The organism is Nitrospirota bacterium (assembly GCA_040757595.1).
In the GTDB taxonomy this organism is placed as follows: Bacteria; Nitrospirota; Nitrospiria; order Nitrospirales; family Nitrospiraceae; genus JBFLWP01.
Genome location: JBFLWP010000019.1, coordinates 46,106 through 66,702 on the forward strand (window position 1 = coordinate 46,106; position 20,597 = coordinate 66,702).

At 66.4% G+C, this 20,597-nt stretch carries 17 protein-coding genes and 2 pseudogenes; 13 read left to right on the forward strand and 6 right to left on the reverse strand.

Features of this window, described 5'->3' with window-relative positions:
* Window positions 1-48: 48 nt before the first annotated feature.
* The 3 genes from AB1411_14945 to acsA all read right to left on the reverse strand — a co-directional run bounded on the left by AB1411_14945 (window position 49) and on the right by acsA (window position 3,979).
* Window positions 49-1,023: an alpha-ketoacid dehydrogenase subunit beta gene (locus AB1411_14945; GenBank protein MEW6544893.1), complete on the reverse strand. Its 975-nt coding sequence runs from the start codon at window positions 1,021-1,023 to the stop codon at window positions 49-51.
* A gap of 83 nt (window positions 1,024-1,106) precedes the next feature.
* Window positions 1,107-2,090 (reverse strand): pyruvate dehydrogenase (acetyl-transferring) E1 component subunit alpha, encoded by a 984-nt coding sequence (pdhA, locus tag AB1411_14950; protein MEW6544894.1) that lies wholly within the window; start codon window positions 2,088-2,090, stop codon window positions 1,107-1,109.
* Between the two features lie 128 nt (window positions 2,091-2,218).
* The gene (gene acsA / locus AB1411_14955) at window positions 2,219-3,979 is read right to left on the reverse strand and encodes an acetate--CoA ligase (GenBank protein MEW6544895.1); all 1,761 of its coding nucleotides are present in this window, start codon (window positions 3,977-3,979) and stop codon (window positions 2,219-2,221) included.
* Between the two features lie 286 nt (window positions 3,980-4,265).
* Between acsA and AB1411_14960 the strand changes: the two genes are divergently transcribed.
* From AB1411_14960 to rtcA, 6 genes are all read left to right on the forward strand, one after another.
* Window positions 4,266-5,600: a cyclic 2,3-diphosphoglycerate synthase gene (locus AB1411_14960; GenBank protein ID MEW6544896.1), complete on the forward strand. Its 1,335-nt coding sequence runs from the start codon at window positions 4,266-4,268 to the stop codon at window positions 5,598-5,600.
* Entirely contained in the window at window positions 5,593-6,606 is a 1,014-nt protein-coding gene (gene arcC / locus AB1411_14965) for a carbamate kinase (GenBank protein ID MEW6544897.1), read from the forward strand. Before AB1411_14960 ends, arcC begins: the two co-directional genes overlap by 8 nt.
* Window positions 6,607-6,613: 7 nt before the next feature.
* Window positions 6,614-6,775: a hypothetical protein gene (locus AB1411_14970; protein ID MEW6544898.1), complete on the forward strand. Its 162-nt coding sequence runs from the start codon at window positions 6,614-6,616 to the stop codon at window positions 6,773-6,775.
* Window positions 6,776-6,862: 87 nt separating this feature from the next.
* The gene (locus tag AB1411_14975; GenBank protein ID MEW6544899.1) at window positions 6,863-7,084 is read left to right on the forward strand and encodes a hypothetical protein; all 222 of its coding nucleotides are present in this window, start codon (window positions 6,863-6,865) and stop codon (window positions 7,082-7,084) included.
* Between the two features lie 296 nt (window positions 7,085-7,380).
* Window positions 7,381-9,105, forward strand: coding sequence for a DNA polymerase/3'-5' exonuclease PolX (gene polX / locus AB1411_14980; GenBank protein MEW6544900.1), 1,725 nt, complete (start codon window positions 7,381-7,383; stop codon window positions 9,103-9,105).
* Between the two features lie 93 nt (window positions 9,106-9,198).
* On the forward strand, window positions 9,199-10,251 hold the full coding sequence (rtcA, locus tag AB1411_14985) for an RNA 3'-terminal phosphate cyclase (GenBank protein MEW6544901.1): 1,053 nt from the start codon (window positions 9,199-9,201) through the stop codon (window positions 10,249-10,251).
* Here the strand turns inward: rtcA and AB1411_14990 are convergent.
* Window positions 10,210-10,980 carry a DUF2459 domain-containing protein gene (locus AB1411_14990; protein ID MEW6544902.1) on the reverse strand — a complete coding sequence of 257 codons (771 nt, stop codon included), beginning with the start codon at window positions 10,978-10,980 and terminating at the stop codon, window positions 10,210-10,212. The two genes, rtcA and AB1411_14990, sit on opposite strands and share 42 nt — an antisense overlap.
* 112 nt (window positions 10,981-11,092) lie before the next feature.
* Between AB1411_14990 and AB1411_14995 the strand changes: the two genes are divergently transcribed.
* The 7 genes and pseudogenes from AB1411_14995 to AB1411_15025 all read left to right on the forward strand — a co-directional run bounded on the left by AB1411_14995 (window position 11,093) and on the right by AB1411_15025 (window position 18,885).
* Window positions 11,093-12,739, forward strand: a complete 1,647-nt coding sequence (locus AB1411_14995; GenBank protein ID MEW6544903.1) for a trypsin-like peptidase domain-containing protein — start codon at window positions 11,093-11,095, stop codon at window positions 12,737-12,739.
* 18 nt (window positions 12,740-12,757) lie between these two features.
* Entirely contained in the window at window positions 12,758-13,627 is an 870-nt protein-coding gene (locus AB1411_15000) for a universal stress protein (GenBank protein ID MEW6544904.1), read from the forward strand.
* Window positions 13,628-14,493: 866 nt separating this feature from the next.
* Window positions 14,494-15,000, forward strand: a complete 507-nt coding sequence (locus tag AB1411_15005; GenBank protein MEW6544905.1) for a DNA polymerase ligase N-terminal domain-containing protein — start codon at window positions 14,494-14,496, stop codon at window positions 14,998-15,000.
* A gap of 22 nt (window positions 15,001-15,022) precedes the next feature.
* Window positions 15,023-15,565, forward strand: coding sequence for a THUMP domain-containing protein (locus tag AB1411_15010; protein ID MEW6544906.1), 543 nt, complete (start codon window positions 15,023-15,025; stop codon window positions 15,563-15,565).
* Between the two features lie 36 nt (window positions 15,566-15,601).
* The gene (locus AB1411_15015; protein ID MEW6544907.1) at window positions 15,602-15,985 is read left to right on the forward strand and encodes a cytochrome c; all 384 of its coding nucleotides are present in this window, start codon (window positions 15,602-15,604) and stop codon (window positions 15,983-15,985) included.
* A gap of 125 nt (window positions 15,986-16,110) precedes the next feature.
* Window positions 16,111-17,394, forward strand: a pseudogene (locus AB1411_15020) (tryptophanase).
* A 66-nt stretch (window positions 17,395-17,460) separates the two neighbouring features.
* Window positions 17,461-18,885 carry a tryptophanase gene (locus AB1411_15025; protein MEW6544908.1) on the forward strand — a complete coding sequence of 475 codons (1,425 nt, stop codon included), beginning with the start codon at window positions 17,461-17,463 and terminating at the stop codon, window positions 18,883-18,885.
* Window positions 18,886-18,948: 63 nt separating this feature from the next.
* Here AB1411_15025 and AB1411_15030 read toward each other — a convergent pair whose 3' ends face one another.
* Window positions 18,949-20,073, reverse strand: a complete 1,125-nt coding sequence (locus AB1411_15030) for a macro domain-containing protein (protein MEW6544909.1) — start codon at window positions 20,071-20,073, stop codon at window positions 18,949-18,951.
* Window positions 20,074-20,082: 9 nt separating this feature from the next.
* Window positions 20,083-20,466: pseudogene (locus tag AB1411_15035) on the reverse strand (DarT ssDNA thymidine ADP-ribosyltransferase family protein).
* Between the last annotated feature and the right edge of the window lie 131 nt (window positions 20,467-20,597).

The window sequence follows — 20,597 nt, forward strand, 5'->3', positions numbered from 1 at the left end:
AACCGTGAGACGTAAGACGTGAGACGAAAGCGGTCCTGTTCCCTGTCATCACTTACCCAGTAAACGATGAACGGCCCTTACGATCGTCTCAACGTTCGGCAGAGCCGCGTCCTCCAGGTGCTTCGGGTAGGGAACGGGGACCTCGGCGCTGCAGACCCGCTGAACCGGGCCGTCAAGGTCGTAGAAGCCCCCTTCCATGATCTGCGCGCTGACCTCGGCGGCGAAGCTCCCCGTGCGCCACGCCTCATCCACGACCAGGGCGCGATGGGTCCTGCGGACCGATTCGAGGATCGTAGCCCGGTCCAGCGGCCGGAGCAAGCGCAGATCAACCACCTCGGCCTCGATGCCGTTCGCCGCCAACCGCTCAGCCGCCTCCATCGCCTTCCACAGGGAGCCGCCGAACGTGATGAGGGACAGGTCCCGGCCAGGCCGGCGGACGGCCGCCTTGCTGAGATCCACCGGCCCAGCCTGCTCGTCCAATCCTCCCTCCATCGGGTAGAGGTAGGCATGTTCGAAGATGAAGACCGGATCCGGCTCGCGGAGCGCCGCCAGCAGCATCCCCTTCGCATCGGTCACCGTCGCGGGCGTGAGAACCTTGATGCCCGGGATGTGGGCGTACCAGCCCTCCAGGCTGTGCGAATGCTGTGCGGCCACCTGACGGCCCCCGCCCGTGGCCATCCGGACGATCAGCGGGACGCTGAACTGCCCGCCCGACATGTGCCGGATGGTGGCGGCGTTGTTGACGATCTGATCCAGGGCCAGCAGGCTGAAGTTGACCGTCATGACCTCCACGATCGGCCTCATCCCCCCCAGCGCCGCCCCGATGCCCGCTCCGACGAAGGTGGACTCCGAGAGGGGCGTATCGCGGATGCGCTCCGGCCCGAACTCCTCCAGGAAGCCCTTGCTGCAGGCGTAGGTGCCGCCGTACTTCCCCACGTCCTCCCCCATGAGGAACACGCGCGGGTCGCTCCGCAAGGCCTCCCGCAGCCCGGCTCTGACGGCTTCTCGGTACGTGATCTTCATAGAAAAAGCATTGGCGAGAGGCAAGGGGCTAGTGGCGAGAGGGAAGATTCTAGTTCCGACCTCTGGCCCCGCGCCTCGTGCCCCTAACCTGCCGCCTGCGGCGGCGTGTAGACGTCCTTCGCCAGATCCTCGACCGGCTCCCAGGGGCCGGCTTCGGCGAAGGCCACAGCTTCGGCGATCTCCGCCGCCACCTCCGCCTCGATCTTCGCGAGATCCTCCGCCGTGAGGCATTTCCACTCCCGGAGAAGCCCGAGGAATCCCGCGATCGGGTCCCGTTCCTTCCACCGCTCGACTTCCTCTTTCGTCCGGTAGAGCTCTGCGTCGTACATCGAATGGGCCCGGAACCGATAGGTCCGGAACTCCAAAAGGTAGGGCCCTTCACCCCGCCGGACGCGGTCGGCGGCGTGGCGCGCGGCCTCTTCACAAGCCAGCACGTCCATGCCGTCCACGGCCTCACCCGGGACACCCTGGCCCTTCGCCTTGAGGACGACGTCGGTCTGGGCCTGGTGGCGGGCCAGCGCGGTGCCCATCGCGTAGAGGTTGTTCTCGCAGCAGAACAGCACCGGCAGCTTCCAGAGGGCCGCCAGGTTGAGCGACTCGTGGAACTCTCCCTCGGCCACGGCGCCGTCGCCGAAGAAACAGGCGGTCACGCGGGCCTTCGCCTGCATCTTGTCGGCCAGCGCGAGCCCGACCGCGACCGGGAGCCCGCCCCCGACGATCGCGAGCCCGCCGTAGAACCGGCGGGAGGCGTCGAAGAAGTGCATGGAGCCGCCCCGCCCGCGGGCGCACCCGGTCGCCTTGCCGTAGAGCTCCGCCATCAGGGGGCCGGCCGGCGTGCCGCGCACGAGCGCATGGCCGTGTTCGCGGTAGGTGGCGACGATCCCGTCGTCCGGCGTGAGCGCCTGCAGGGATCCCACCGCCACCGCCTCTTCGCCGATGTAGAGGTGGAGGAAGCCGCGGATCTTTCCGGCGCTGTACAGCTCCGCGGCCTTCTCCTCGAAGCGGCGGATGCGGAGCATCTCCCGCAGCAGGTGCAATGCGTGATCTCGGTCAACGGGCTCGGTCATCGTGCACCCGTGAGACGTGAGAGGTGAAACGTGAGACGCAGGACGTCAGACGGGAAAGGCAAATCCGCCCCCATGAGCATCTCGTGCTGATCGCTGCTCCGACGTCTCACGCCTTACGTCTCACGTGTTTACGCTTCCAGCGTCGACGTATCTCCCTCCGGCAGCCCCAGCTCCCGGGCCTTGAGCAGCCGGCGCATGATCTTGCCGCTCCGGGTCTTGGGGAGCGAGGGGAGGAACTCGATCTCCTTCGGCGCGACCACGGCGCCGAGCCGCGCCCGCGCAAACCCGAGAATCTCCCGTTGCAGCTCGTGGCTCGGCTGATAGCCGTCCTTGAGCGACACGAAGGCTTTCACGACCTCCATCGCGACCGGGTCCGGTTTCCCGATCACCCCCGCCTCGGCCACCGCCTTGTGCTCGATCAACACGCTCTCCACCTCGAACGGCCCGATCAGGTGGCCGGAGGTCTTGATCACGTCGTCGGCCCGCCCCACGAACCAGAAGTACCCGTCCTTGTCCCGTCTGGCCAGGTCGCCGGTCAGATAGAACCCGCCGGCGAAACACTTCTTGTACCGCTCCGGCTCGTTCCAATAACCACGGAACATGGAGGGCCAGCCGGGACGCAGCGCCAGCTCGCCCTGCACGCCCGGCTCTTCGACCACTTCGATCCCGCCGTCCTCGGTCTTGCGAACGATCGCGGCCTCGATCCCCGGCAGGGGCCGTCCCATGGACCCGGGCCGGATGTCCATGGACGCATAGTTGGCGATCATGATGCCGCCCGTCTCGGTCTGCCACCAATTGTCGTGGAAGGGCAGGCCGAAGGCCTCCCGGCCCCAGAGGACCGCTTCGGGATTGAGCGGCTCCCCGACGCTGGCGAGAAAGCGGAGGGCGCGGAGGTCGTGCTTGCGGATCGGCTCGACGCCCGTCTTCATCATCATGCGGATCGCGGTCGGCGCCGTGTACCAGACCGTGACGCGCTGCTCCTGGAGGATGCGATACCACCGTTCGGCGTCGAACTCCGCCTCGTCCACGATGCTCGTGATTCCGTTCGTCAGCGGGGCGATAATGCCGTAGGAGGTGCCGGTGACCCAGCCGGGGTCGGCCGTGCACCAGAACACATCCTCTTTGTGGAAATCCAGGGCGAGCTTGCCGGTCGCGTGGTGGGCGACCACCGCCCCGTGCACGTGCACCGCCCCCTTCGGCGTGCCGGTCGTCCCGCTGGTGAAGTGCAGGAGCGCCAGATCCTCCGGGTCGGTCGGCTCGATCACGAACCGATCGCCGACCTCCGCCATCAGCCAGTAATAGTCCTGGGTTTCCGGCACATCGGTCGGCCTGTGCTCCTCCCCGACCAGGAGCACGTGTTCGAGGTGCGGCAGCGAGGCGCGAATCCCGGCCACCTTCCGTTGATAGAGGGCTTCGGTCGTGACGAGCACCCTCGCCTGTCCGATCGCCAGACGCGCGCGGAGCGGCTCCGGGCCGAATGCCGAGAAGAGCGGGCAGAAGACGCTCCGGTTCTTCAGCGTGCCGAGCGCGGCGATGTACAGTTCCGGGATCCGCCCGGCCAGAGCATAGACCCGGTCCCCCTTGCCCACTCCCAGTCTCTGCAGCACGTTGGCGAACCGGTTGGTCTGCTCCTGCAGCCGCCCGTAGGTGTACTCTCGCTCTTCGCCGTTTTTCCCGAGCCAGCGGATGGCCAGATGATCGCGCCGCGACCCGGCGGCGTGGCGGTCCACCGCCTCATGGGCGATGTTGAGGCCGAGGCCGCCGGGCAGGCCGTCCAGCTCGCGCCGGGCCTTCTCCCAGGAAAAGGCCGCACGGTCCTTCCAGTAATCGGAGAGGTGGGGCACGATCGTCCAATCCCGCCGCGACTTGATGATCGGTTCTCCGGGCACCTTGGCTCTCCCATTCGCAGCAACGCGATGACCGCCCACGTTTCAGCCCCGTCACTGTGCAATGGCCAGACCAGGGCCGGTTTTCGGGAAAAGGGCCTGAAATCCTCTTCTTGAAGGAGGAAGTGGACTGAGGCTGTAGCAATATTCGCCAATCCGCCCTTGCGGCCGGGGGAGAATCGCGCCAAGCCCGGCGGTACGGGTGCGGAATCCGGCTCCAAGCGGGTTCGCCGGAAGGGCCGCTCCAAGCATGGTTCTTGCGACCGCTTCGAGAGGCCAAGGAGGAGCCATGGCACGCACGAAGCTCCTGATCATGGGGGCGGCGGGACGCGACTTCCACAACTTCAATGTGGTCTTCCGCGACAACTCGCTGTACGAGGTCATCGCCTTCACCGCCGCGCAGATTCCCAACATCGAAGGCCGATGCTATCCTCCGGAGCTGGCCGGCCCGCTCTATCCCGACGGCATCCCGATTCTCGCCGAAGCCGATCTGGAGGCGCTGATCGCCCGGCACGGGATCGACCAGGTCGTCTTCTCCTACAGCGACGTCTCGCATGAGGACGTGATGCACAAGGCCTCGCTGGTCCTCGCCCGCGGCGCGGACTTCCGGCTGCTGGGGCCACGGGCCACGATGCTGCCGGCCGGCAAGCCGGTCGTCTCCGTCTGCGCGGTCCGGACGGGGTGCGGGAAGAGCCCGGTGGCCCGCAAGATCGCCCGTCTCCTGCGGGCCGAAGGCCTGAAGGTCGGGGTCGTCCGCCATCCGATGCCCTACGGCGATCTCGCCAGACAGCAGGTCCAGCGGTTCGCGACCCTCGAGGACCTGCGCCTCGCCGACTGCACGATCGAGGAAATGGAGGAGTACGAGCCGCACCTCGCGAACGGGGATGTCGTATACGCAGGCGTCGATTACCAGCTCATCCTGGGCCAGGCGGAGCGGGAGTGCGACGTCATTCTTTGGGACGGCGGCAACAACGACCTGCCCTTCTTCGCGCCCGATCTCGAAATCGTGCTCGTGGACCCGCTCCGGGCCGGCCACGAGCGTCGCTACTTCCCCGGCGAAACCAACTTCCTCCGCGCCGACGTCCTGGTCCTGACCAAGCTGGACACGGCCGAGGCCGAACAGGTGGAAGCCGTGCGCGAGAACATCCGGGGCTGGAACCCCGGGGCGATCGTGATCCAGACCGCCATGCCGGTCTCGGTTGCGGAGCCGGAGAAGATCAAGGGCAAGCGCGTGCTCGTCGTCGAGGATGGACCCACGCTCACTCACGGGGGCATGGACTTGGGGGCCGGAGCGCTGGCGGCGCGGAAGTTCGGCGCCGGCGAGCTTGCGGACCCCCGTCCCTTTGCCGTCGGGAGCCTCAAGCAGACCTTCGCCGACTATCCCCACATCGGCCCGGCGCTCCCGGCCATGGGGTACGGGACGCAGCAGATCCACGAACTCGAAGAGACCATCCGCCGCATCCCCTGCGACCTCGTGCTGATCGGCACGCCGGTGGACCTGCGGCGCGTGATCCGGATCGAGCAGCCGACCTGCCGGGTGACGTACGAGGTCGAAGAAATCGGCCGGCCGACCCTCCGCGACGTGCTCCGGCGCACGATCACGAAGGCGAACGACCATGTCTGAGACGCTCCTGATCGCCCTGGGCGGCAACGCGCTCGTGCAGGGCGGCCAGCGTGACACGATCGCCGACCAAGTCGAGACCCTGCGCGAGGCCCTGGCCGGGGTCGTGGAGCTGATCCGGCGCGGGTACAAGGTCGTCTTCACCCACGGCAACGGCCCGCAGGTCGGGCACATCCTGCTGCGGGCGGAGGCGGCGCGCGGCCGGGCCTACGACCTGCCCTTGGACGTCTGCGTGGCCCAGTCCCAGGGGGAGATCGGCTACCTGATCCAGCAGACCCTCCAGAACCTGCTCCTCCGGAACGGGCTCGGTCACCGCCCAGTCGCGACGGTGATCACCAGGGCCGTCGTGGACGAAGCGGACCCCCGGATGGGCCACCCGACCAAGCCCATCGGCCCCTTCTACACGAAGGACCAGGCGGACCGGCTGCGGGAGTCGGGCTGGACGATGATCGAGGACGCGCACCGGGGGTACCGGCGGGTGGTCCCTTCGCCCATGCCGGTGCGGATCGTCGAGGCCGACGTCATCGGGCGGCTGTGCGACCAGGGGACCGTCGTGATCGCCTGCGGCGGCGGCGGGGTGCCGGTCCGGGTCGCGGAAGACGGAACCCTGGCCGGAATCGAAGCCGTGGTGGACAAGGACCTGGCCTCGTCGGTCCTGGCCGAGGCCATCGGGATCGAGACGATCCTCAACCTCACGGCGGTGGAGCACGTCAAGCTCAACTTTGGCGGGCCCGACGAGCGCGACCTCCCCACCTTGACGGTTGCAGAGGCCAGAACCTACCTGGCCCAGGGCCACTTCGCCCCGGGCAGCATGGGCTCCAAGATCGAGGCAGCGCTCCGGTTCCTCGATCACGGGGGCCGGCGCTTCATCGTCACCAGGCCGGAGAAGGCGGTGGACGCCCTGGAGGGGCGGACCGGCACGTCCCTGGCCGCAGACGGCCCCGCCCGTCGGCGAATCCTTTCCCCCGACCGTGCCTCTAAAATGACCAGGAAGACCAGAAGGAGGTGACGGGGATATGAACAATCTGAGCTCGATCGTAGACGGGGCCATCGCCCTGTTCGGTTTGTTCGCCGGACTGGTGACGTTCGTCTGGGCGATCAAGGCCGGGGAGGAGGCCGGGACCGCGGGCGCGCCGGCTTTCAGCGAGAACCGGCCGGTTGCCAAGAAAGCTGCCTAAATCATCGAGGGCCGGGGCGCGGATCTGACCATCTCGTCAGCGCTACGCCCCTGCCCTGTTCTCGTTTTGCACACAGGAGGAGATTCGATGTTCAATGTCGTGTTGAACGACCAGATGATCAACCTGGATCCCTGTCACCGCTGTAGCGGCCTGATGGTGTCCGAGTTGGTCGGTGAGACGAACTGCGTGGAACGGCGGTGTGTGATCTGCGGGGAGCGGGTGGACCCGGTGATCCTGGCCCACCGGCGCCAGAGAGCGGCTCGCGCCGAGGCCGAAAAGCTGTTCTCCGCCGCCGCGTCGCTGAACTGACAGAGAGAGACCTCCCTCCGCGAACGACGCGCTCCCGTTTTTTTGCTGCCTCTTCGGGACAAGCCCCGGTCCCATGCACCCGTCTGTCCACTCCGGTTCGTCCTTGTCGTCCGATGTTCCCCCGTCCATAATAGGTCCGGGGGGACGACGCGATGAAGAAGGCGCCTTTCAAGAACATGCCGAAGCGGCAGGCGAAGAAATTCGCCCGGCTGAGACGCGCCGCCACCAGACAGCGTGTCGAGCGGATGCTCGCGCGCGAGCTGCTCAGGCGATCAAGGCCACGGAGCTCTTGATCCATGCCGGTGCATAACGCCGACGTCGCCGCGAAGCTGGACGAGGTCGCCGACCTGCTGGAGATCGAGGGGGCGAACCGCTTCCGCGTGCGCGCCTACCGCAATGCGGCCCGGACCCTCCGCGACTTGAGCCGGGAAGTGGCGGAGATGCTGAAGGAAGGCGCCGACCTGACCGAGCTGCCCGGGATCGGCGAGGACCTGGCCGGCAAGATCCGGGAAATCGTCGAGACGGGCACCACTCCCGTCCTCGAAGAGCACCGGCAGGCCCTGCCGCCCACGCTCGCCGAGCTGCTCAAGATTCCCGGCCTGGGTCCCAAGCGGGTCCAGGCCCTCCATCGGCACCTGGGCATCCAGACCCTCGACGCGCTCCGGCTGGCCGCCAAGGAGGGCCGCATCCGGTCGTTGCCGGGCTTCGGGGAGAAGACCGAGCGGCAGATCCTGGAGCGGCTGGCCGCCAGGGCCGGCACCGAGGCGCGGCTCAAGCTGGCTATTGCGACCCAGTATGCCGAGGCCCTCGTGGCCTACCTCAAGGCCGCGCCGGGCGTCAAACAGGTCACGGTCGCGGGCAGCTATCGGCGCGCCAGAGAGACGATCGGCGACCTGGACATTCTGGCGACGGCCAGCCGAGGGAGTCCGGTCATGGACCGGTTCGTCGCCTACGGCGAGGTCGAGGAGGTACTGGCCCACGGCGGCACCCGCGCCACGGTGCGACTGGCCTGCAAGCTCCAGGTGGACCTGCGGGTCGTGGCCGAGGAGAGCTACGGCGCGGCACTGCAGTATTTCACCGGCAGCAAGGCCCACAACATCGTCCTCCGGCAGCTCGCGCAGCAGCGCGGCCTCAAGATCAACGAGTATGGGGTCTTTCGAAACGACCGGCGCCTGGCCGGCGAAACCGAGGAATCCGTCTATGCCGCCGTCGGCCTGCCCTGGGTACCGCCGGAGCTTCGGGAGAACCGGGGCGAGTTCGAGGCAGCCAGGGAGGGGCGGCTCCCCAAGCTGGTCGAGTTGCGCGACCTGAAGGGCGACCTCCACGCCCACACGAAGGCGACGGACGGCCGGAGCAGCCTCAAGGAGATGGCGCTCGCCGCCCGAACCCGCGGCTTCGAGTACCTGGCCATCACCGACCATTCCCAGCGCCTGGCCATGACCCACGGGCTCGACCAGAAGCACCTGCTGGCGCAGCTCGACGAGATCGACCGGCTCAACGGGGAGCTCAAGGGTCTCACGTTGCTCAAGGGCATCGAGGTGGACATCCTGGAGGACGGCCGCCTCGACCTCCCCGACGAGGTCCTGGGCCGGCTGGATCTGGTCATCGGCGCCGTGCACAGCCATTTCTCGCTTCCTCAAGAAAAGCAGACCGAGCGGATCCTGCGCGCCATGGACCGGCCGCACTTCACGATCCTCGCCCACCCCAGCGGCCGTCTGATCCAGGAGCGGGAGCCCTACGACGTGGACCTGCCGCGGATCATCAGGCAGGCGCGGGAGCGGGAATGCTTCCTGGAAGTCAACGCCCATCCGGAGCGACTGGACCTGACCGACATCGCCTGCCAGATGGCCAAGGAGGAGGGGGTGCTCCTCAGCATCAACTCGGACGCGCACAGCGTGCTGGACTTCGACAACCTGCGCTTCGGCGTCGGGCAGGCGCGACGGGGCTGGCTGGAGAAGGCCGACGTGGTGAACACGCGTCCCTTAAGCCAGTTGCGCCCGCTGCTCCGGAAGACAATGTGATGGGTGATCGGTGATGGGTGAGCGCATGCCAGGCTTTGCGCGTTGCCCCGTCTACAACCCATCACTTATAACCCTTCACCCATCACCGCCTGTATGATCGAGATCGACGGCTCGCGACATTCGGGCAGCGGCACGATCGTCCGGCAGGCGGTCCTGTTCGCCGCGCTCACCGGCCAAGCGGTCCACATCGCCAACGCTCGCCTCCGGAGGCCCAAGCCGGGCCTCCGCCCCCAGCACATCCGGGTGGTCGAGGCCATCGGCTCGCTCGTCAACGCGCGGATCGAAGGCCTCGCCCTTGGCTCCACGGAACTGGTCTTCCGGCCCGGCAAGCTGAAGGTAGAACGGGAGTATCTCTGGGACATCGGCACAGCCGGCTCCACGACCATGTTGGCGCTGGCCGTCATGCCGGTGCTGGCCTTCTCCCGGACCTCCGTAAGGGTCGAGCTGCGGGGCGGGCTGTTCCAGGACTTCGCCCCCTCCGTCTTTCACCTGCAACAAGTGATGCTGCCCCTCCTCGGACGGATGGGGCTGCAGGCCGACGTGACCATGGACCGGCCCGGGTACGTGCCGCGGGGGGACGGCATCCTGCGCCTCGCCTTGACGCCGATGCGGCACCCGCTCCGCGCCCTGACCCTCGACGAGGCCGGTCCCGTCGAGCGGCTCTGGGGCGTTGCGCTGGCCTCGCATCTCGACGAGCGGCGCGTGAGCGAGCGGATGGCCGAAGCGGCCAGGCGGGACCTCGATGGCGCCGGCTACCGGGCCGCCATCGAAGTCCGGCACGACAAGGAGTCGCTCCAGCCGGGCGCGGCGCTCGCCCTCTTCGCCGACCTCGGTGGCGGAGTCCGCCTGGGAGCGGACCGGGCCGGCGCCCTGAGACGCTCGGCCGAATCCATCGGGAAGCACGTGGTCGCGCAACTCCTCGAAGACCTCCGGACCGGCGCGACGCTCGACCGCTTCGCCGCCGACCAGATCGTTCCCTTCGCCGCCTTGGCGGAAGGAGAGAGCCGGTTCCGCATCCCCACGGTGACGGATCACGTGCTCACGAACGCCTGGCTGGCCGAGGAGTTCCTGGGAGCCGAGGTGCGGATCGAGGACCGGCTCCTCTCAGTCGTCGGGGCGGGCTTTCGACCGGTTGGAAGCCCGTGACGCGGCGGGCGCCGCCTCCGGCGCTGGCGATCCGTCGGCTTCTTCCGCCAGCCGGACCGCGCGGCGGAGCTGGGCGGCGAAGCTGGAGCGGCTGAAGGCCCAGGCGGGCGAGACGGGCAAGCCCGCTTCGCGCAGGGCGTTGGCCACATACTGGTGGCACTGGTGCGCGAGCAGGTTATAGGAGCGTGCCGCCGGGTAGAAGCGGCTCTCGCCGGTGACCAGGACGGGCTCGGACGAAGCGAGGGTCGTCTGAAGGTGGCGGCGCAGGCGGCCGTACCCCTCCTCGCTCAACTGAAAGGTGAACCGGTCCGAGGGCGGCTCCGGCGTGCGGTCGGCCCAGACCCGCCCGTGCTCCCCGACCTCGACCACGCCGGGCGGAAACCGGAACAGGACCCGGAGCACGCCGCCGGGCCCCTGACGGCCTTCCAGGTACCAGCCCTGCTCGGCATAGCCCCACTCCTCAAAACGCTGAATGCTGAACGCGGAAGTTTGAATGTCGGAAGCGGCCGGTTGACCACTCAGAGGAAAGGCGATCATCGCGTGCCAGGTGTCCAGCGACACGATGACCGTGCGGCTCGGCGCTCCTGGCTGCGGCGGCCAGAGCTCGCGAACCGGCCCGGCGCAGCCGCAGGTGAAGAGGAGCAAGCCGACGGCGGCCCAATCTCCCCATGCTCGGCAAGACGCGCGGAGCCTGTCCATCCTGTCCCCGGTTCCGAGAGCGCTCTTCACGGCCCTCCCCGATTCTCACGCAAGCGGATGCCAATGGCAACCATCCGAGCCGGCCGGGCCCAAGCTCCGTGAGCTTGACGACCTTATGTATTGGTGCTATGGGTGGCGCGCCATGAGGATGATGCTGTGTCACCTGACCGGCAGCCTGCGCGGTCGGACCCAGTATCTGGACACCGACTCGATCAGCTTCGGGATCGGGGAAGGGTGCGGCGTCGTCTTCGACAGCGACCAGGATTCGGCCGTCTGCCCCGTGCACGCGGAGCTGACGGTCGAGGATCACGGCCCGATCATCAGGGATCGGAGCGGGCGGGACGCTCTGTTCATCAACGGCCAGCGCCGGACGGAAGCCGATCTGAAGGACGGGGATCTCATCCAGTTCGGCGAGGACGGCCCGCTGGTCCGTTTCCGCATCCACCCTGACGCAGCACCCGAAACCAAGCCCTGGCGCCAGATCGTCACCGATTGCCGCGACATCGTCGTCCGGACCCCCCATCCCCGCTACCTGTCGCCGCTGTACCTGGCCCGCCACCTGCTGACCGACGTGGCCCGGTACGGCTCGCCGGCGGTCAAGCTGGCGGCGGTCACCGCGATCCTGGCCCCGGTTCTGCTCATCGCCGCGCTGACGCTGGCCCTCTATCGGCAGTACCAGGCCACGAGCGCATCCGAGCGGCAGAGGGCCGAGCTCATCCGTCAGCTTGAGACCGGGCGCCTGACCCTGATGGAGCTGGAGCGGCGCATCGAGCAGGAGCGTCTGAGCGCCGACGAGCTGCGCCGGCAGCAGGACGAGTTGGTCCAGCGACTGACCGCGGCGCTGACGCAACAGGAAGCGGCCCGCCGCTCCCAGCAGGAGCTGCAAGCGATCCGCCGTCAGCTCGCCGAGCTGCAAGGGGCCCAGCGGTTCGCCGAGGAGCTCGCCAGCCGCTTCCAGAGCGGAGTCGGGCTGCTCCAGGGCGGATACGGATTCAAGGAGAAGGGCACCGGCCGCCCGCTGCGGTACCAGGGCTTCGATCGGCTCGGGAACCCCTACGTGGACAAGGACGGGAACACCCTGGTGACCGTGGAAGGCACGACGCCCCCGGTGGTGATTTTCTATGCCGGCACCGGATTTCTCGTGGACCGGCAGGGCACGATCGTGACCAACCGCCACCTGGTGCGGATGTGGGAAGTCTACGAGCCGGCCAAAGAGGCCATCCGGGCCGGCTTCGAGCCGCACCTGTATTTGTTGCGCATCTTCTTCCCCGGCACGCCGGCTCCCTACGATCTCCGGCTGGTCGCGGCCTCCGAGCAGGTGGACCTCGCGGTGCTGCGGACCGACCGGGCGCCGACCGGCTCGGCGCCGCTTCCCCTGGCTCACCATGGCGACACACCCCACGTCGGGGAGCCGGTCGTGGTGCTGAGCTACCCCGGGAGCTTCGACAGTCTCCTGGGCCGTCTGGCGGGACCGGTCAGCGAAGAGATTCTCCGCGAAGCCGGCGCCGACCCGGCCAAACTGGCCGAGCGGCTCGCGGGCCGAAAGTTGATCCGTCCTCTGGCCACGCAAGGGCACGTGGCCGACTCCTCGTCCGAAGCCATCACGTTCGAGGCCGCGTCGGCCAGCGGGAGCAGCGGCGGTCCCGTGCTCGACCGGGCCGGCCGGGTGGTCGCGATCAACCGGGCCGTCCTGCACAAGGTCGGGCAATTGAACGTGGGGTTGCCGGTCCGCTTCGTCCACGACCTGCTGGGCGGAACGGACGCCGCCGGCCCGCGGGCCGGGTCCTGAAGACGCATGGAGAGTCCCTTGCGCATCCTGCTCGCGGTGGACGCCTCGCCCGACTCCAGGCAGGCGGCGCAGGTGATCGCGCATCTGGCCGCGCCGCCGGAGCTCCACGTGCTGAACGTCGTGGATCTGGCCGCCCTGAAGCACGCCTATCCGTCGTTGGAGGCGGGAGCCGGCTTGCTCGAGACCTACCGCAAGGAAGTCTCGGAAGCGGCCGAGCGGATCCTCCACGAGATGAAAGCGGAGTTGACGCCCCATGCCGCCCGCATCCGGCTGATCGCCGACACGGGCGACGCAGCGGAGAGCATCATCCAGACCGCGGAAGAGACCGGCGCGGACCTGGTGGTCCTGGGGCAGCGCGGCTTGACGGCCAACCCCGCGTTTCTGCTCGGCGGGGTTTCCCAGAAGGTCGCCACCTACGCGCCCTGCTCCGTGCTGGTGGTCAAGACCCCGGTTCCCTCGCTGGATCGTCTCCTCCTGGCCGTGGATGGATCGGACGCATCGAAAAAAACGGCTCGCTTCCTGGCCGGCCATCCGTTCAGGGGCCGTCCACACCTGACCGTCGTCACGGCCTGGCCCGTGCAGCGCCCAAACTCCTTCGGCCGGGTCACCGGCGGGCGCGACCTGTCGGACGCAGCGCGGGCGGCCAGAACGGAGGGGGAAGCCCTGCTCAAGGACGTCGCCGCGAGATTGCAGCAGGCTTATGAAGTCGAGACTGAGTGGCTCCAGGGGGACCCGGCCTTCGCGATCCTGGAAGCGGCGGCGCGCAGCCAGGCCCAGGTGATCGTGCTCGGTGCGCGCGGCCTCACCGGGATCAAACGCTTTCTGCTCGGAAGCGTCTCCCAGAAGGTCCTCGTCCATGCCCCCTGCTCCGTCCTCATCGTCCGGTGAGCGGGCCGCCGGCCGGAGTTGACCCTATCCCTAACCGTGATTAGCTAAACTTCAGAAAGAGGTGTGTCGTCTCGAACGGGGGTCCGCCCTTATGCAGGGAGCTGCAAAAGGGCATCGCGTTTACGCCCGTTGCGGGATCGTCAACCGAGGGTACGCGCCTCCAGCTCGGTGCCAGTAGGCACGGCCGTAGATGCGAGCCCGATGACAGGAGGCGCGGGGCAGCCTGGAAGGGCGTGAGGGTTGCTCAGCACGATCCCGGCTAGTTGGTAAGCCCGGTGTCCACATAAGGGCGGATCAATTTATTCCCTCCCTCTCGGATCTCTCCCGGTATCCAGTTTCAGCTCAGAGTTCGACGACTGCCAACCCCTCAATATCGGCTCTGTGGCGTGTGACGTGAAGAAAAGGATACAGAAGGGATACCCGGAGGGGGTAAAGCGAACCGGAAGGCCGAAGATACAACAAGAGCGGAGGGTGGAAGTGAGAGCGTCGATCCGATGGTGGGGATCTCGGAGAGGTTTTAGGCTTCCCGGAAAGCCGGGCCTGCACACCGCCTCTACACCCGACCCCCCTTTCTGAAGGTGCTGCTCTCTCCAACACCTCCGCTCATTCATCACATAACTCTCGTTCCGCAATGATCAAGGAGTTTGGAAAGGCCTCTCTGGGGCACTTTGTCTTCCACCTGTCGCATTTTTGGACTTCGACCATTCCCTTCGCTGGCCGGGGGTAAGCTCCCCCGTTCGACCCTCCGCCAGTCCTACCGGTTTTGATTGGTTTTCAGCGGGCGCTGCGCCCGTGATGTATGCCTGGCATGCTTGATGCTCCATCTGTTTCCTGCCGGTCATTCACTGGAAGCGATTCATCGTCCCATGGGTTCAAGCCGTAGAATCGCGCGGCCCATTTTTACCGTGCAGAAGCACCAGGCCTCCCACCTGCACTATGACTTCCGGCTGGAGATCGGAGGCGTGCTCAAATCCTGGGCCATTCCCAAGGGACCGTCCCTTGATCCGTCCGTGAAACGGCTTGCGGTGGAGGTGGAAGACCACGATCTCGCCTATGCCGATTTCGAAGGGGTGATCGAGGAGGGGCGGTATGGAGCCGGCCCCGTGCTCGTCTGGGACATCGGCTGGTTCGAGCCAGCCGGCGAGGGGCAGGGCGGGGCATCGTCCGAGGCGCCGTTCCGGTCGGGAAAACTGGACTTTCGGCTGCATGGGCATCGTCTCCGAGGCCGGTTCACCCTGGTCGCCATGAAGGGCCGTCCCCGCCAGTGGCTATTGGTCAAGCAGCGTGACGAGGAGGCCCGCCCAGGCCACAAGACGACCGAAACATGGAGGACATCCGTGCTCACGGGCCGGTCTATTGAAGAGGTCACGTGAGTCGGCGCAACGGACCGCGACGATGAAACCGGAAGGGTGGAACATCCTGGCCACCGCCAAGGACCGGGACCAACGGCACCTGGCGCGTCGGCTGAAACGCTTCGGCGACTTCCACTGGACGGCTTTTCGCGGAGTCCTGATCGGGCGGGTCGAGGACCAAGAGGCCTTCCTCGAACAGCTCCTCCGCTGCGAAGAGGCCGAACCAGGGTTTCTCGGCCCCTTGGCCAAGCTCGTGCCGATCAACCAGACCTTCGAGTTCACGGTGGAGACCTTTCCAACGCGCCTGAAAGAGGCTATCCTGCCCTACGCGGAGCGCCTCGGCAGCGGCTCCTTCTACGTCCGCATCGAGCGGCGCGGCCATGCGGGGGAGCTCCACAGCCAGCACCTCGAACAGGAGATGGATCAAGCGCTGGGCGACGCGATCAGAGCCGGGGGCGGAATGCCCAGGATCGACTTCAAGGACCCGGACGCGATCGTCGTGGCGGAGACCCTCGGCGATCTCTGCGGAGTGGGAATGATCACGCGGGCGATGCGGAGTCGGTTTCCGTTCGTGCACGTGCCGTGACCGACGGGCGGCTCGCGACAGAGCGTGGAGGCGGTTATGCACACCGGCGGGTCCGTGAGAGCAGTCCTCGGTTTGGCCTTGCTGATCTGGATCATCGGTCCGCCGCTGGCCCCCTCGTCCCTGTGGGGCCAGGACCGGCTCGGTGACCCTTCTGCCGGAAAGGCCCTGTACGAGCATCACTGCCAGCAGTGCCATGGAGCCGCCGGGTGGGGGGACGGCCCGAAAGGCCGGGACCTGATCGTGCCGCCGGCCAACTTCCACAGCCCGGTCTTCCGGTTGAAATCGGACGAGCAGGTGCTGATGAGCATCGAGTTCGGGGTGGTAATGAGCTCCATGCACGCCTGGCGCGGCCGGCTCGGCGAACAGGAGATGCGGGACCTCGTGGCCTACGTGCGGCTGCTGTCCCAGCAGGTCCGATAGCCGATCCAGCCCGTCTCCCGTCCGACCGCGCGCGACGACGCCGGCTCATTGACTTGCGCCGGTGGTCGTGGCAGCTTGCGGCAGAGCCGGGGCGACGGCCCCCGGGCACGCAGCGAGGACTTCCGATGACTTCCTACTCCGGCTCGAGGGAATCAGCGGCCGGCCCCCATCCGGTCGGCGAATCCTTCCGCATCAAGATCGTCCAGACGCTCAAGAAGGTCCCGTACGACCTCCGCGTGGCGGCCCTCCGGGAGGCCCACTACAACGTGCTCGCCCTGCCGCGCGACCGGGTCTACCTGGATTTCGCCACCACCCGCGGGAACTCCGGCCTCACCGACAGGCAGCTCTCCGCACTGATGATCGGGGACGAGGCCTATGCCGGGAGCGCCAACTTCTATGCGCTCGAGCGGATCTGCCAGGAGACCTTCGGGAAGCGTTTCACCGTGCCCACCCACCAGGGACGAGGGGCCGAGCACCTGATCCTCCGCGGGCTCCTCCAGCCGGGCCAGACCGCCGCCACGAACGGGAACCTGACGACGCTCCAGCCGCTGGCCGCCGCCCTGCGCCTGCAGGTGGCGTCTCTGCTGCCGGACGAGACGTTCGACCCGCTCACACCCAGGGAGTTCAAGGCCGATCCGCCCCTTGCGCGGCTGGAGGCCCTGCTCGCGGCCGGGTCGGTCAAGCTCGTCATGCTGGGCGCGGCCCTGCCCCAGTTCGGCGGCCAGCCCCTCTCCCTGGACAGCCTCCAGGCCTGCGCCCAGCTCGCCCGCCGGGCCGGCGTGCCCCTGGCCCTGGATGCCTCCATGCTGGCCTCCGCCGCCTTCCTCTATAAGAAGAGCCGGGCCGGGGACCAGGACCTGCATTCGCTCATCCGCCGTTACGCCGACTCCTGCGACATCCTGTACCTCAGCGGCCGCGAAGACGCAGGCTGCCACACGGGCGGGCTCATCGCCACCGACGATCAGACCTTCTATGAAACCTTCCGCAGCCTGGTGGTGGTCTACGAGGGGCTGCACACCTACGGGGGTCAGGCCGGCCGCGACATGCAGGTCCTCGCACAGGGCCTGCTGGACATGCAGGACGAGAGCTACCTGACGTTCCGCCTGCGCAAGCTGGAGTACCTGGCCCGGAACCTGGGAAAGGCCGGCTACCCCCTGTACCAGCCGCTCGGGCTCTCCGGCGTCTGTCTGGACTGCCGGCGCCTGTCCCTCCGCGGCCTGCCGGAGCTGGACGGAAGCAGCCCGCCCTCGGCCAACCTCGCCGCCCTGCTCTACCTGGTCTCCGGCATCCGCGCCAGGCCGATGCCCGCGCGGGAGCTTGGGCGGGACCTGGACCTCCTGGGGCTCTTCGTGCCCCGCCGAACCTACACCGAGCGGCAGATTGACTACCTGATCGAGAGCTGTGAGCAGCTCAAACGGTACCGGATCGTCAACCAACTCCGGCCGGCGGAGCCGGCCGCCCCTTCTCCCGAACTGATGCGCTACTCGGTGGACGGCCCCTTCATCACCGACTACCACGGCGACTTCACGCCGACCCACCAGCCGGAGCCCTACTTCATCAAGGTCGTGGAGCCCTTCCGCCTGAAGTCCGCCCGGGAGCGGTCGCGGGCGATCCGGGAGGCCGGCTACAACACGTTCCTGCTCAGGTCCGAAGACATCTACATCGACCTGCTCACCGATTCCGGCACCGCCGCCATGAGCAACCAGCAGTGGGCCCGTATGCTGGAGGTCCGCGAGTCCGAGTTGGGAAGCGAGGCCTTCCGCCTGTTCGCGGAGCGGTGCCGGGACGTGCTGGGCTTCCGCCACGTCCTCCCGACCCACCAGGGACGGGCCGCCGAACACCTCCTCTCCCAGGCCATGATCCAGCCGGGCCAGTACGTGATCAACAACATGTACTTCACGACGACGCGGGAGCATCAGGAGCGGGCCGGGGGCGTCTTCGTGGACCTGATCGTGGACGAGGCCTACGACCCGCGCTCGCCCCATCCGTTCAAGGGGGACATCGATCCGAAGAAGCTCACCGGCTTCATCGCGCAGCACGGGCCTGAGCGGATCGCCTACGTCTGCGTGGAGACCAACGTAAACATGGCCGGAGGGCAGCCGGTCTCCCTCGCCGTCACGAAGGAGATCTCGGCCATCTGCCGCTACCACCGCATCCCGCTCATCTTCGACGCGACGCGCGTGGCGGAGAACGCCTACCTGATCAAGAAACGGGAGGCGGCCTACGCCGGCTGGACGATCAAGGAGATCATCAGCGAGCTGATGGGCCTGGGGGACGGCTGCACGATCTCGGCCAAGAAAGACGTCTTGGTCAACATCGGCGGCATCCTGGCCGTGAACGACCCGGCCCTCTACGACCGGTGCGCGAGGCTCTGCACGACCTTCGAGGGCACGCCCTGGTCCGGGGGGCTGGCCAGCCGGGACCTGGCGGCCATGGCGGTGGGCCTGGACGAGATGACCGAGTACGACTACATCAGCTCGCGGGTGGAGCAGGTCCACTACCTCTGGGCCAGGCTCATGCAGGCCAACGTGCCGGTGGTGGAGCCGCCCGGCGGCCATGCGGTCTTCCTGGACGCGCGGGCCTTCCTGCCGCACATCCAGCAGGAGCAGTTTCCCGCCCAGCGGCTGGCTGCGGCTCTCTACGAAGCCTCGGGCGTGCGGGGGATGGAGCGGGGGATTGTTTCAGCCGGCCGCGACCCGGCGACCGGCGAGCACCGGCCTTCCAAACTGGAGCTGGTGCGGCTGACGATCCCCCGTCGGGTCTACACTTACAGCCACATGGACGTCGTGGCCGACGGCGTGATCGAGGTCTATCGCAACCGCCAGGCCCTCAAGGGCCTCACGATGATCTACGAGCCTCCGACGCTCCGCTTCTTCACGGCAAGGTTTGAGTCGCTATAGAGGCTTCTCTGTCCCTGAGACGAGACCCTTCGGTTCCCCGGATCAATGCCGATACAGTTGCTCCTAAGCCAGGACGGCCTCTTCTTCAGACACCGGCAGCTTAGGGTCGGCTTTGACAGCTAGCCATTTCAACGTAGCGAGGTTGCGGATAGTTGAAGCGACTGTGTTTTTATCAAAAGGCGGGCGACGTTTTTGTTTCCAGTGCATAACCGCCTCCAAGACTTCAGTTTCGGAGGGCGGCTCTCGTCTTTCCCGCGCCAGCTCTCGGGTTGCAAACAACACGGTGGCAATGACCTCTGCTTGAGCGGTGTTAACCCGCATAAACAGATCGGCCGTTTTTTCGAGAATCTGAGCCCACTGACCAAAGGAAGATGTATACTTTTGCCGAACCCGGTTGAAATTCGGCCCTACCTTGACCACGAACATCTTTCCGTGTCGCTCTTCCTGAAGCAGCCCGTTATTGATCAGCTTAGTTTCAACGCGCTTCAAATCTTCTGAGAATGGGCCGAAACTACTGCGTTGGTAATGCAAGCCCGTTGGCAACCCCTCGTTCGTTGCAACATATGCAATCTTTTGAAACAGCGTTCTCCCGATCAGCCAGTGGTAGGGCTGCTGCTCGATACGGGAGATAATCTCAATCAATCCCACCCATGCGGGATTGAGCGCAGATGGCCCTGTCTTGGTAATCTGCTCAATATGTGCTTCAGCGCCGTGTTCAAGGAACTCTACCGTTAGCTCTTTTGGGTGAGTCCCATAAGGCGCGTAAAGTTCGACAGGGATAGTCATTTCTTTAGCGAACCGATAAATCAAAGGGCCTACGACCCGCCATTCCAATTGCCCGTTACCACACCCAAGCGGAGGAATGGCAAGCGATGTGACACCCCATACCCGATAATGCTCCAACAGGTATGTCAGCCCATGCTCAATGTCGCTGAGCCGGGAAATCGATTTCCAATGCTCCTTGGTCGGGAAATTGATGATCTGGGGTGGAAACAGGGTTTTGTAAAGGTAGAGAATTCCTGGTCTGACTTCTCCCCGCTCACACCGCTTGACATAATCGTCATACATATCCGGGAACCGGCTCTTGAACTCAAGTGCGATCCCCTTCCCCATCACACCCACACAATTGATCGTGTTAATCAGCGTCTGGGCTTTTGATTGCAGGATGTCCCCAACCAGGATCTTCATGGTCGCCTCTCAGAAGAACATACCACTGTTAATTCTGACGGGCAATCCAGTATTGAGGGCCTGAAATGTCTGCAGCGCCCTCTCATTCGCCACATAGGCGCCGATCACAAATCGCGGTTCAACCTTGTCCGGCACAAGAACCTCCGCGCACTTGATCGACTTGCGTGTCATGGCATCATACGGGTCCTGCGCATTAGTCCAGTACTTGGCAAAGACCAGGTCTTTGTCTAAGGCAAGAATCCCGCCCGCAACCGGATCAAACCGAACCCAATCACTGGCTGCATTTCGGTCGGCCACGATCACGCCCGGCACGTCAAGCACGGACGGGTCAACCCGCAAGACACAGATCACATTGTTCTGATCACGACGCTTGCTGAGCATGGGGTTGTGCGCATCAAAGTAAAGAACCCTGCCCTTCCGGGCAGGGCTTTTTAAACCAGGAGGACTCTCTCTCCTCCGCTACGCTACGGGCTGCCATTCATCCCCGCTCTTCCGAGCGGGGCATTCTTGGCAGGTTTCGTAAA

Bases quoted from the DNA above. Each gene is read 5' to 3' on its own strand.
- AB1411_14945 (MEW6544893.1), bottom strand. From the start codon at position 1,023: ATGAAGATCACGTACCGAGAAGCCGTCAGAGCCGGGCTGCGGGAGGCC.
- pdhA (MEW6544894.1), bottom strand. From the start codon at position 2,090: ATGACCGAGCCCGTTGACCGAGATCACGCATTGCACCTGCTGCGGGAG.
- AB1411_14960 (MEW6544896.1), top strand. From the start codon at position 4,266: ATGGCACGCACGAAGCTCCTGATCATGGGGGCGGCGGGACGCGACTTC.
- arcC (MEW6544897.1), top strand. From the start codon at position 5,593: ATGTCTGAGACGCTCCTGATCGCCCTGGGCGGCAACGCGCTCGTGCAG.
- AB1411_14970 (MEW6544898.1), top strand. From the start codon at position 6,614: ATGAACAATCTGAGCTCGATCGTAGACGGGGCCATCGCCCTGTTCGGT.
- AB1411_14975 (MEW6544899.1), top strand. From the start codon at position 6,863: ATGTTCAATGTCGTGTTGAACGACCAGATGATCAACCTGGATCCCTGT.
- polX (MEW6544900.1), top strand. From the start codon at position 7,381: ATGCCGGTGCATAACGCCGACGTCGCCGCGAAGCTGGACGAGGTCGCC.
- rtcA (MEW6544901.1), top strand. From the start codon at position 9,199: ATGATCGAGATCGACGGCTCGCGACATTCGGGCAGCGGCACGATCGTC.
- AB1411_14995 (MEW6544903.1), top strand. From the start codon at position 11,093: ATGAGGATGATGCTGTGTCACCTGACCGGCAGCCTGCGCGGTCGGACC.
- AB1411_15005 (MEW6544905.1), top strand. From the start codon at position 14,494: ATGGGTTCAAGCCGTAGAATCGCGCGGCCCATTTTTACCGTGCAGAAG.
- AB1411_15010 (MEW6544906.1), top strand. From the start codon at position 15,023: ATGAAACCGGAAGGGTGGAACATCCTGGCCACCGCCAAGGACCGGGAC.
- AB1411_15015 (MEW6544907.1), top strand. From the start codon at position 15,602: ATGCACACCGGCGGGTCCGTGAGAGCAGTCCTCGGTTTGGCCTTGCTG.
- AB1411_15025 (MEW6544908.1), top strand. From the start codon at position 17,461: ATGCGCTACTCGGTGGACGGCCCCTTCATCACCGACTACCACGGCGAC.
- AB1411_15030 (MEW6544909.1), bottom strand. From the start codon at position 20,073: ATGAAGATCCTGGTTGGGGACATCCTGCAATCAAAAGCCCAGACGCTG.